Origin of the sequence: Psychromicrobium silvestre, from assembly GCF_013408295.1 — a bacterium.
Taxonomy (GTDB): Bacteria; Actinomycetota; Actinomycetes; order Actinomycetales; family Micrococcaceae; genus Renibacterium; species Renibacterium silvestre.
This window is the reverse complement of sequence record NZ_JACBYQ010000001.1, coordinates 1,658,013-1,669,092: the sequence shown is the minus strand read 5'-3', so window position 1 is coordinate 1,669,092 and position 11,080 is coordinate 1,658,013. Positions and strand designations below refer to the sequence as shown.

At 61.8% G+C, this 11,080-nt stretch carries 8 protein-coding genes; all 8 read left to right on the top strand.

Annotation, left to right across the window (positions count from 1 at the left end):
* Positions 1 to 317: 317 nt before the first annotated feature.
* The 8 genes from kdpF to FHU41_RS07875 all read left to right on the top strand — a co-directional run bounded on the left by kdpF (position 318) and on the right by FHU41_RS07875 (position 11,076).
* Positions 318 to 413 carry a K(+)-transporting ATPase subunit F gene (gene kdpF, locus FHU41_RS07910; protein ID WP_179389011.1) on the top strand — a complete coding sequence of 32 codons (96 nt, stop codon included), beginning with the start codon at positions 318 to 320 and terminating at the stop codon, positions 411 to 413.
* A gap of 10 nt (positions 414 to 423) precedes the next feature.
* Complete coding sequence (kdpA, locus tag FHU41_RS07905; RefSeq protein WP_179389010.1) at positions 424 to 2,067, top strand: potassium-transporting ATPase subunit KdpA; 1,644 nt, start codon at positions 424 to 426, stop codon at positions 2,065 to 2,067.
* Complete coding sequence (kdpB, locus tag FHU41_RS07900) at positions 2,064 to 4,289, top strand: potassium-transporting ATPase subunit KdpB (RefSeq protein WP_179389009.1); 2,226 nt, start codon at positions 2,064 to 2,066, stop codon at positions 4,287 to 4,289. Before kdpA ends, kdpB begins: the two co-directional genes overlap by 4 nt.
* Positions 4,290 to 4,314: 25 nt before the next feature.
* Positions 4,315 to 4,914 (top strand): potassium-transporting ATPase subunit C, encoded by a 600-nt coding sequence (locus FHU41_RS07895; protein ID WP_179389008.1) that lies wholly within the window; start codon positions 4,315 to 4,317, stop codon positions 4,912 to 4,914.
* 56 nt (positions 4,915 to 4,970) lie between these two features.
* Complete coding sequence (locus FHU41_RS07890; RefSeq protein WP_179389007.1) at positions 4,971 to 7,547, top strand: DUF4118 domain-containing protein; 2,577 nt, start codon at positions 4,971 to 4,973, stop codon at positions 7,545 to 7,547.
* Positions 7,544 to 8,227: a response regulator gene (locus FHU41_RS07885; protein WP_179389006.1), complete on the top strand. Its 684-nt coding sequence runs from the start codon at positions 7,544 to 7,546 to the stop codon at positions 8,225 to 8,227. Before FHU41_RS07890 ends, FHU41_RS07885 begins: the two co-directional genes overlap by 4 nt.
* Before the next feature lie 20 nt (positions 8,228 to 8,247).
* Complete coding sequence (locus FHU41_RS07880; protein ID WP_179389005.1) at positions 8,248 to 8,892, top strand: MOSC domain-containing protein; 645 nt, start codon at positions 8,248 to 8,250, stop codon at positions 8,890 to 8,892.
* A gap of 255 nt (positions 8,893 to 9,147) precedes the next feature.
* On the top strand, positions 9,148 to 11,076 hold the full coding sequence (locus FHU41_RS07875) for a DEAD/DEAH box helicase (protein WP_246279454.1): 1,929 nt from the start codon (positions 9,148 to 9,150) through the stop codon (positions 11,074 to 11,076).
* Positions 11,077 to 11,080 lie beyond the last annotated feature (4 nt).

Genomic DNA, 11,080 nt, shown 5'->3' with positions numbered 1-11,080 from the left:
ACCGACTGTGACTGAAGTGGCTGGTGTGAAGGAAAAGCGTGGACTTCTGCAACATCGGTAACACCCAGTGGGATAACTGGGTTAAACGGGGTGGGGTTGGGGGAGGTGTAAGGAAGCTGTAAAGGCTTGTGGGGGAGTCATAAGGGTCCTGTAAAAATCCGGTTTGGCGGCAGGAAACCGGCGTTCCATAGAGAAGGCCCTAGAAAAGGGGCACCTCTTTGGAAGGAAACTGAGATGGCTGACGTACTGGTCGTGGTGATATTCCTGGTTGCCGCCGCCCTGGTGATCTGGCTGGCCAAGGCGGTGGCAAAGCTCTGATGCTCGCCATTCTCGCCTGGATAGCGCTCGCGGTGATCGGGCTGGCGCTTTGTGGCTATTTGTTTGCCGCCCTGATCCGCCCGGAAAAGTGGTGAGCACGCTCTTATGATCTTTTCACTCGCTTCGCTCTTCACCCAGCTCGCCATCCTGCTGGTGCTGCTCGCCTTGGCACATAAACCCCTTGGTCTCTACATGGCCAGGGTCTTCGAGAGCAACAAGAACCTGGCTCCAGAACGCTTTTTCTATCGGATGGCAGGGGTAGATCCAGCCGCCGATCAGAAATGGTCCACCTACCTGCGCAGCGTGCTGGCCTTCTCCATCGTCGGTATCCTGTTCGTCTTCCTGCTACAACGCCTGCAGGGTTTGCTACCCGGCCAGGGAACGGCTGTTGACCCCTGGGTGGCAATGAACACCGCGATCTCCTTTGTCACCAATACCAATTGGCAGACCTACGTGCCGGAGACCACGCTGGGCATCCTGGTGCAGATGCTGCTGCTCGCGGTGCAGAACTTTCTCTCCGCGGCGGTCGGCATTGCGGTGGCGGTGGCGCTGATTCGGGGGATCAAGCGCACCAAAACCGATCAGCTCGGAAACTTCTGGGTGGATCTGGCCCGAGCTTGTTTCCGCATCCTGTTGCCCTTGGCGGTGATTGCGGCTGTGGTGTTTGTGGTTACCGGTGTGGTGCAGAACTTCACCATGAGCACAGAAGTAAATAACGCTGCACTCGGGGTGCAGCAGAACATTCCGGGTGGGCCGGTGGCTTCCCAAGAGGCGATCAAGCTGCTCGGCACCAATGGTGGTGGCTACTTCAACGCCAATTCGGCGCACCCCTTCGAGAACCCGAACGCTTACTCCAACCTGTTCTCCATCCTGCTCATCTTGGTCATCCCGTTCTCCCTGCCGTACACCTATGGCCGGATGGTTGGACAGCAACGCCAGGGCTACACGATTCTGAGTGTGATGGCAGGGCTTTGGGCGGCCAGTACGGCGCTAATGGCCTGGGCGATGGCCGCTTCTCCCACCGCCTTGGGTGAAGGCTATGAGCAACGGTTCGGTCCGGCGGCCAGTTCGCTTTTCGCCACCGCGACGACGGTTACCTCCACGGGCGCGGTAGATGTGGCTCACGATTCACTCACCCCGCTGGCCGGCGGGATGGCAATGCTGAATATGATGCTCGGTGAGGTCGCCCCCGGTGGGGTGGGTTCCGGGCTCTACGGAATGTTGGTGTTGGCGATTATCTCCGTCTTCATTGCCGGACTGATGGTCGGACGGACGCCGGAGTTCATGGGCAAGAAGATCACCGCGAAACAAATGAAACTCGCGGCGCTATACATTCTGGTGACACCAACCCTGGTGCTGGTGATGACCGGGATCACCATGCTGCTTCCGGAACAGCTCAGCAACGCCCCGGCTAGCGGTTCACACCAGTTCTCGGAGGTGCTCTACGCCTTCACCTCGGCCGCGAACAATAATGGTTCGGCCTTCGGCGGGATCACCTCTTCTGGCCCGTACTTTGCCACCATGCTCGGCATCGCCATGTTCTTGGGTCGCTTTGTTCCGATCATCCTGGTGCTCGCCCTGGCGGGTTCGCTCGCCGGGCAACGGCACGTCCCGGAGTCCTCCGGCACGGTGCCAACCCACGGTCCGCTCTTCGGATCGCTGCTCCTGGTGATCTCCGTGGTGCTGACCGCACTGACCTATTTCCCGGCCCTCGCCCTGGGCCCGCTCGCCGAAGGTTTAAGCCGATGAAAATCGATACGACAGACACCCTGCCCCGTCTCATACCGGAGGTCATCCCGCAGAAAAGGGTCAAGGCACCGGCGAAACTTTCCTTCGCTTCGATCCGAGCCGCGCTGCCCCTGGCACTGCGTAAGCTCTCACCCCGACAGATGGTGCACTCACCGGTGATGTTCACGGTGCTGATCGGTGCCGCACTGTGCACCGTGGTGACCGTGATCGATCTGGCTAGCGCCAGCGCGGACGCCGTCTTCAGCCTCGCGGTCACCATTTGGCTCTGGCTCACCGTACTGTTCGGTACGCTCTCCGAGTCGATTGCCGAGGGACGAGGTAAGGCTCAAGCAGCTAGCCTGCGAGCCGGACGCACCTCGGTGATGGCCCGACAAGTCCGACTGGATGCCGGCCGGAGACCGGCGGTGATGGCCGATTTGGTGGCAGCCGAGTTCATCCAGACACCAGCCACTGAGCTGACGGTGGGCGACGTCGTGGTCTGTTCGGCCGGGGACACCATCCCTTCCGATGGCGAAGTCATCGCAGGCCTGGCGAGTATCGACGAATCCACCATTACCGGTGAATCAGCACCGGTAATTCGGGAGTCCGGAGGTGACCGCAGTTCGGTAACCGGTGGCACCAAGGTGCTTTCCGATCAGATCTTGGTCCGGATCACGGCGGCTCCAGGACAGACCTTCATCGACCGGATGATCAAGTTGGTAGAAGGCGCTTCTCGACAGAAGACCCCGAACGAGATCGCGCTCAATGTGCTGCTGGTATCGCTCACCATTGTGTTTGTGGTGGTTGTGATGGCGCTCGCCCCAATGGCATCGCTGGCCAATGCCGTTCCAACGCCCATTGTTCTGGTAGCCCTGTTGGTCTGCCTGATTCCCACCACAATCGGCGCTCTGGTGCCAGCGATCGGCATTGCCGGGATGGACCGGCTGGTGCAGCATAATGTGCTGGCTACCTCTGGTCGGGCGGTGGAAACTGCGGGGGATGTGGACACGCTGCTGCTCGATAAGACCGGCACCATCACCTTTGGTAATCGTCGTGCGGTCGGATTCTTCCCGGTGGAGGGAGTGAGTAACCGCGAGCTGGTCGTGGCAGCTCGGCTTTCCTCGCTGGCGGACGAGACCCCGGAGGGACGCTCCATCGTTGAGTTGGCGGATGCTGAATTGGCCGCCCCCGAACTAGATCAGGCTGAGCTGGCCGGCACTGAGCTGGCCGGTCAGCTCAGCTTGCGTGAGCCCAGCCTAGAAAGCTTAGAGGCCCGCGCCCGGGCAGGGGAAGTGCAATTGGAAGCCGTGGAGTTCAGTGCGAGCACCCGGATGAGTGGGCTTGACCTGGTGGAGGCTGGCTACAAACGCGAGATTCGCAAAGGTGCCGCTTCCGCCGTCGAAGCCTATGCCGATGCGGAAGGACTGCCGGAGCGGGCTGCCCAGGAGGTGCAACGAGTCTCCGAATCGGGCGGCACTCCCTTATTGGTCGCCGAAAACGGCAAGGTGCTCGGGGTAATCGAGCTGGCCGATGTGGTCAAGCCCGGAATGCGTGAGCGCTTCGCGCAACTGCGATTGATGGGCATCCGCACCATCATGATCACCGGTGACAATAAGGTCACTGCGGCGGCTATCGCCAAAACCGCTGGCGTGGACGACTTCGTTGCCGAGGCCACCCCGGAGGACAAACTCGCGGTGATCAAACACGAGCAGGCCGAAGGACACCTGGTGGCGATGACCGGTGACGGCACCAACGACGCCCCCGCGCTCGCCGCAGCCGATGTGGGTGTGGCCATGAACAGCGGCACTCCGGCCGCTAAGGAAGCCGCCAATATGGTGGACCTGGACTCGGACCCCACCAAGCTGATCGATGTGGTTGGCATTGGCAAGCAGCTGCTCATTACCCGAGGCTCGCTGACCACCTTCTCGGTGGCGAACGACGTCGCCAAGTATTTCGCGATTGTCCCGGCGCTCTTTGCCGCCGCCTTCCCCGGCCTGGGCTTGCTCAACATTATGGGGCTCTCCTCGCCAAACTCGGCGATTCTCTCCGCGGTGATCTTCAATGCGCTGATCATCATCGTGCTTGTCCCGCTGGCGCTCAAGGGAGTGAAATACCGGGCCGTTTCGGCGGCTCAGGCCCTGGGCCGAAACTTACTGATTTACGGTTTGGGTGGTCTGGTGGCGCCCTTTATCGGGATCAAGCTCATCGATCTCCTGATCTCACTGATCCCTGGCTTGAACTGAAGAGTTTGAAGAAGAAGGAACTTTTATGAACTTTGATTTCAAGGGCTATTTGAGGCAATTCGGTACGGCTGTGCGCTTCCTGTTGCTCGTCACCGTGGTGTTAGGCCTGGTCTATCCCGCCTTCGTGTGGGGAGTGGCGCAGCTAGCTGCCCCAGGTCAAGCGAACGGTTCGCTACTCAGCGTCAACGGCAAACCCGCCGCTAGTTCGCTCATCGTGCAATCCACCCAGGATGGCCTTGGGGCGCAGTGGTTCCATCCCCGGCCTTCCGCAGTGTCCTGGGATCCGGCAACTTCCAGCGCCAGCAATCTGGGTCCGAATGATCCCAAGCTGAAGGAGGCCATGGCCAAGCTTCGCAAGCAGGTGGCGCAGGTCGAGGGAGTGCCAGAAGCCCAGGTCCCCGTCGATGCGGTGACCGCCGGCGCCTCGGGCCTGGACCCGCAGATCTCGCCGGCCTATGCACAATTGCAGGTTCCACGGATCGCCCAGCAGACCGGGGTGTCCGCGGCAAACCTGGAAATCATGATCGCGAAGCGCACCACCTCGGGCCTTGAATCCTTGCTCGGCCAAGAATCGGTCAATGTGACCCTGCTGAATCTCGATCTGGCCGCAAGCCGGTCCCGCTGAGCTGGGTAGCCCGCTGAGTTCGGCTCGCAGCGGCTCGGGCATGGGAAACTAAGTACATGGCCAGAGGCACCTTGCGCATCCTGCTCGGCGCGGCTCCCGGCGTGGGCAAAACCTACGCCATGCTGGAGGAAGCACACCTCCGGCGGGCAGAGGGCGTCGATACCGTAGTGGCCATCGCCCTGCACCACGGCCGGAAGGATACGGCGGCGCTTATCGAGGGCCTGGAAGTTGTGCCGTCAAAACAGGTCGTCTACCGGGGAGCCAGCTTCGAGGAGATGGACTTGGAGGCGGTGCTGCTGCGCAAGCCCAGCCTGGCCCTAGTGGACGAGTACGCCCACACCGTGGTGGAGGAAATTACCGGCGAAGCAGTCGGGATCCCCAGCCACGATCATCAGCGCCGGAAGCGTTGGCAGGACGTGGAGACCCTGTTGGAAGCGGGGATCGACGTGATCTCCACCCTGAACATCCAGCATCTGGCCTCCCTGGGCGATGTGGTCAGCCAGATCACCAATACAAAGCAGAGCGAAACAGTTCCGGACGAGGTGGTGCGCCGTGCCGATCAGATCGAGTTGGTGGACATCTCACCGGAGTTGCTGCGGCAGCGACTCTCTGCCGGGAACATTTACGCCGGGGAGAAAATTGACGCGGCGCTGGCGAATTACTTCCGCTTAGGCAATCTTTCCGCGCTTAGGGAACTGGCGTTACTGTGGTTAGCCGATCAGGTTGAGGATGGTCTGGCGGTCTACCGCAGCAGCCACGGCATTGAGGAGAGCTGGCCAACCCGGGAACGCGTCGTCATTGGCCTAACCGGTGGCCCGGAAGGTGAAGTGCTGATTCGCCGCGCGGCTAGGATTCTCGCTCGAATCTCCGGCGGTGAACTGCTCGGCGTGCACGTCCGGGCGGCCGATGGTGTGCGAGGAGAGTCTCCCCGCGAGCTTGAGGCGCAACGACAATTGCTCAAAGACCTCGGCGGCAGCTATCACAGCGTGACCGGCGATGACCCGGCCCAAGCCATGCTGGAATTTGCACGCAGCGTCAACGCCACTCAGCTGGTGGTGGGGACCTCCCGACGGCGACCGCTGGCCAGGTTTTTCAGTGGCGGCGGGGTGGGCAGCAAGATCGTTCGGGGTTCCGGCGATATCGACGTGCATATGGTCTCGCATCCGCTGGGCGGACGTGGAGTGCGGTTCCAGCGGCCCGGCACCCTGGACCGTCGGCGGGTAATCGCAGGTTTTGTACTGGCCATGTTGCTACCGGCGCTGATCGAAACCGCCCTGGTGCAGTGGGTCCCGAATAGCTTTGTCACCGACACCCTGCTGCAATTGTGCGGCTGCGTGCTGGTGGCTCTGATCGGCGGACTCTGGCCGGCCCTGCTGGGAGCGGTGTTTAGTTCCCTGCTGCTCAATTTCTTCTCCGCAGCACCTACCGGCACACTGACCATTTCGGACCCCGAGAATCTGCTAGCCTTGCTGATTTTCCTCGCCGTGAGTGCCGCCGTCGCCTTCGTGGTGGGTCTGGCAGCCCGGCGCACCAAGGACGCTTCCCGGGCGGGAGCCGAGGCCGCAACGCTGAGCGAGCTGGCCCGCGGGGCACTCGTCGGGGAAGACTCGCTGGAGTCCTATCTTGCCCAGGTGCGGGAAGCCTTCAGGATTTCAGCGGTGAGCCTGCTACAGCGTAGCCAGGATGACCGGGCCGCGCCGCTGTGGCGGATCGAGGCATCCTCGGGGGAGCACCCGCCTAGCTCTCCGGAACAGGCCGATAACGCCGAGGAAGTAGAAGACGGTTTGGTACTGGCCCTGGATGGCCGGGTTCTGGACGGTTCGGACCGGCGACTGCTGGTGGCTTTCGGGGCGCATCTGGTGGCGCTACGGCAACGGATAGCGCTCAATGAGAGTCGCCGGGACAACGTTCGACTGGCCGAGGGCAACACCATGCGTACCTCGATTCTGCGCGCCGTCTCCCACGATCTGCGCACCCCCCTGGCGGCGATCAAGCTTTCCGTGAGCAGCCTGCGTCAGGACGAGGTGCACTTTGAACCCGCGGATGAAGCAGAACTGCTAGCCACCATTGAGAACTCAGCGGATCGGCTGGATGCACTGGTCGGGAATCTGCTCGATATGTCCCGAATCTCCTCGGATGCGGTGGCCCCTCAGCTAGGACCGGTGCGCTGGATCGATGCCATTGAGGCAGCCCTCGGCCACGAGCCCGCCGCCGAATGGGCCAGGCTCGACCTGCCCGCGAATATGCCCCCGGTGGAAGCCGATATTGGCATGCTGGAGCGGGTGATCGCCAATATTGTGGAGAACGCGGTCAAATACGCGCCAGATTCAGATATCGTCCTGGTCGGCACCGTGGGCGGCGCAGGGAGCGCGCTGATCGATGGTCAGCCAGCGAGTGAACTGCGTATCGTGGATCATGGTCGGGGAGTGGCGGCTAAGGATGTGGTGGCGATGTTCCGGCCGTTTCAGCGGCTCGACGACGTTCCCGCCGGTACCGGAGTGGGCCTAGGCCTAGCGGTGGCCAAGGGATTTACCGAAGCGATGGGCGGAGTGCTCGAAGCAGAGCAGACTCCGGGCGGCGGATTGACGATGGTTTTGAGATTGCCGATGAGCGCGGGAGGAGGCCGAGTATGACGACAGTCCTAGTGGTTGACGATGAGCCACAGATGGTCCGGGCCCTGCAAATCAATCTGCATGCCCATGGCTACACGGTATATACGGCGGCGAACGGCCGCGAAGCTTTGGCGACCGCCGCCGCACACCGGCCGGACGTCGTCGTACTGGACCTTGGCCTGCCGGATATCGACGGGCTGGAAGTGATCGCCGGCTTGCGGGGCTGGACCGAGGTGCCGATCATTGTGCTCTCCGCCCGGCATGCCTCGGAGGAGAAGGTCGCCGCGCTCGACGCGGGCGCCGATGACTACGTCACCAAGCCCTTCGGACTGGATGAGTTTCTGGCCCGGCTGCGTGCTGCGCAACGGCACGCCGAGCAGCGGCTGGGGATCAGTGACGAACCGACCGTGACCACCGAGGACTTCGTGGTGGACTTACAAGCCAAAAAGGTGCTGCGCTCCGGTCAGCCGGTGCGATTAACCCCCACCGAGTGGTCGATTCTGGAATTATTAGCCCGAAATCCCGGCAAACTGGTCAGTCAACAGCAAATCCTGAGTCAGGTTTGGGGACCGGCCTATGCCAAGGAAACCCAGTATTTGCGGGTCTACCTGGGGCAGCTGCGGCGCAAACTGGAACCCGATCCGGCACATCCGCGGCACCTGGTCACCGAAGCCGGGATGGGTTACCGCTTCGAGCCTTAGCGCTAGCTAGACTGGAAAACATGAACCAGCACGGGAGCCTGCTAGCCGTTTGCCGAGTGCATGCCCTCGCCCCAGATGAAGGCTCGGTAGGGGTGACCGCGATCGATAAACGAGCAATCACGGAGCCGGTCAAGATCAATCCTTATGGCCTTTACGCGGATGTTCAGGCCGACCGGAAAAACCACGGCGGACTGCATAAAGCGGTCTACGCCTACTCTCAGCATGATGCCGATTACTGGGCCAAGGAGCTTGGCCGCGAGATTGCACCGGGGCTTTTCGGCGAAAACCTACGGATTGACGGTTTGGATGCGAACGCCGCCCTGATCGGTGAACGCTGGCAGATCGGCGCCAAGGCGGTGGTTGAGGTGACCATGCCTCGCACCCCCTGTGCCACCTTCCAACGCCGGATGAATGAGCCGCATTGGGTCAAAAGGTTCACCGAGGCTGCCCGGATTGGTGCCTATTTACGGGTTTTACAAACCGGCAGCATCCAGGCCGGGGACCAGATTTCGGTGCTGCACCGACCGGCCCACGAGGTAAGTGTTGGCGCCTGGTTTAGCAATCCAAGCCTGGAGAAGATGCATGCCATGCAGGCTGATGCCGGGCTTGAGTTGGCTCCCGAATATGAGTCGCTTTTTGCCAAGCTAGTGCGCCGCGGACACTAGGGTGTGCGCCATCTCACCAGGGTCGCTGGCCTGATGCGGCTGAGCCGAACGGCCCGATAGCGTAGTATTGAGGTACTCCCTTCTTACGGAATCCCTTTTCTTTCTTCCCTATTTTCCTGCCGATTCAGTGCCAACTGGTTGAGTGCCAAACGGTGCAGGCAGGCCCGCGTTAGTGGCGGGCAAGTGCGTAGGGGATCGCCGTGAGGTGAATCGTCCGGACCCCGATCCGGCCCTATGTGAATGAGGAATTTCCCCATGCCCGAAGACAACTATTCCGACGACCAAACCCCAGCCGATAACGCCGAGCGGGACGTGCTGTTCGCCGATTTCGGTCTCGACGATCGTGTTCTGCGAGCCCTGAAAGACGTTGGTTACGAGAAGCCTTCTCCTATCCAGGCGGCCACCATTCCGGTATTGCTGGCGGGGCGCGACGTCGTCGGGCTGGCTCAGACCGGCACCGGCAAGACCGCTGCTTTCGCGGTCCCGGCGCTCTCCAGGATGGCCGAACTTCCGGCTACCAAATCCACCCAGGTACTGGTGCTGGCGCCGACTCGTGAGCTCGCCCTGCAGGTAGCAGAGGCGTTCTCCTCCTATGCCGCTCATCTGAACGATTTCACCGTGCTCCCGGTCTACGGCGGTTCCGCCTACGGTCCTCAGCTAGCCGGATTGCGCCGCGGTGCGCAGGTTGTGGTGGGCACTCCCGGGCGGGTCATCGACCACTTGGAGAAGGGCTCCCTGGACCTTTCCGAGCTTGAGTACCTGGTGCTCGATGAAGCCGACGAGATGCTGCGGATGGGTTTCGCGGATGACGTTGAGCAGATCCTCTCCCAAACCCCGGAGCAGAAGCAGGTGGCGCTGTTCTCGGCCACCATGCCCGGCCAGATCCGCAGGATCGCCAAGAAGTACCTAAAGGATCCAGCCGAGATCTCGGTCAAGGCCAGGACCACCACGGGCGAGAACACCCGCCAGCGCTACCTGCAGGTGATGGGGCCGCACAAGCTGGACGCGATGACCCGCATCCTCGAGGTAGAAGAGTACGACGGCGTAATCGCCTTTGTGCGTACCAAGATGGCTACCGAGGAACTTGCCGACAAATTGAAGTCCCGTGGATACCGCGCGGCGGCCATCAACGGCGACATCCCGCAGCAGCAACGTGAGCGTACGGTTGAAGCGCTGCGTTCCGGCAATATCGACATTCTGGTAGCCACCGATGTGGCGGCCCGTGGTCTCGACGTCGAGCGGATCAGCCTGGTGGTCAACTACGACATTCCTCATGACACCGAGGGGTATGTGCACCGCATTGGTCGTACCGGCCGGGCCGGGCGCTCCGGCGAGGCAATTCTGTTCATGACTCCGCGGGAGAAGTACTTGCTGCGGGCGATTGAGAAGGCCACCCGGCAGCCCGTGGAGCAGATGCACCTGCCCACCGCGGACACCATTAACAACCTGAGGCTGAGTAAATTTGCCGATCAGATCACCGAGACCCTCGGCTCCGAAGAGCTCTCGGTATTCCGGGATCTGGTGTCCTCCTATGAGGCCGAGCATGATGTCACCGCCGAGGAGATTGCGGCAGCGCTGGCCTTTATGGCCCAGGGCGGCGAATCTCTGCTGGTCAAGGACCTTCCGGCGGCACCCGAGTATCAGAAGCGTGAACGTGCCAAGGACGGCTTCGGCTCGCGCGGCCCCACCCGGACCCTGACCGAGGGCAATGCGACCTACCGGATCGCTGTGGGACGCCGTCAGCGTGTGATGCCCGGGTCCATCGTCGGTGCCATTGCCAATGAAGGCGGCCTTTCCTCCTCGCAGATCGGTGGTATCGATATTCGCGCCGATCACAGCCTGGTCGAATTGCCGGCCGATCTGAGCAAGGATCAGTGGCGCGCGCTGTCCAAAACCCGGATCGGTGGCGAGCTGATTCACTTGGAGCTCGACAAGGGCCGTCGCCCCGCTTCTGAGGGCGGCTATAAGGGCCGTGAGGACCGCGGAGACCGTGGTCAGGGTGGCTTCAAGAAGAAATATTCCAATGATTCCGGCGACCGCGGTGCTCGCGGCGAAGGCGGATACTCCCGCAGCAGCGACTCCAGAGGCGCTGAGGGACATTCTGGCCGTGGGGCTGGCGACCGCAAGCCTCGTCACGGCAAAGAGACCGGTGGCCGCGATTTCAACCGCAAGGGTAAGTGGTAGCCTG

Bases quoted from the DNA above. Each gene is read 5' to 3' on its own strand.
- FHU41_RS07875 (WP_246279454.1), top strand. From the start codon at position 9,148: ATGCCCGAAGACAACTATTCCGACGACCAAACCCCAGCCGATAACGCC.
- kdpA (WP_179389010.1), top strand. From the start codon at position 424: ATGATCTTTTCACTCGCTTCGCTCTTCACCCAGCTCGCCATCCTGCTG.
- kdpB (WP_179389009.1), top strand. From the start codon at position 2,064: ATGAAAATCGATACGACAGACACCCTGCCCCGTCTCATACCGGAGGTC.
- FHU41_RS07890 (WP_179389007.1), top strand. From the start codon at position 4,971: ATGGCCAGAGGCACCTTGCGCATCCTGCTCGGCGCGGCTCCCGGCGTG.
- FHU41_RS07880 (WP_179389005.1), top strand. From the start codon at position 8,248: ATGAACCAGCACGGGAGCCTGCTAGCCGTTTGCCGAGTGCATGCCCTC.
- FHU41_RS07885 (WP_179389006.1), top strand. From the start codon at position 7,544: ATGACGACAGTCCTAGTGGTTGACGATGAGCCACAGATGGTCCGGGCC.
- kdpF (WP_179389011.1), top strand. From the start codon at position 318: ATGCTCGCCATTCTCGCCTGGATAGCGCTCGCGGTGATCGGGCTGGCG.
- FHU41_RS07895 (WP_179389008.1), top strand. From the start codon at position 4,315: ATGAACTTTGATTTCAAGGGCTATTTGAGGCAATTCGGTACGGCTGTG.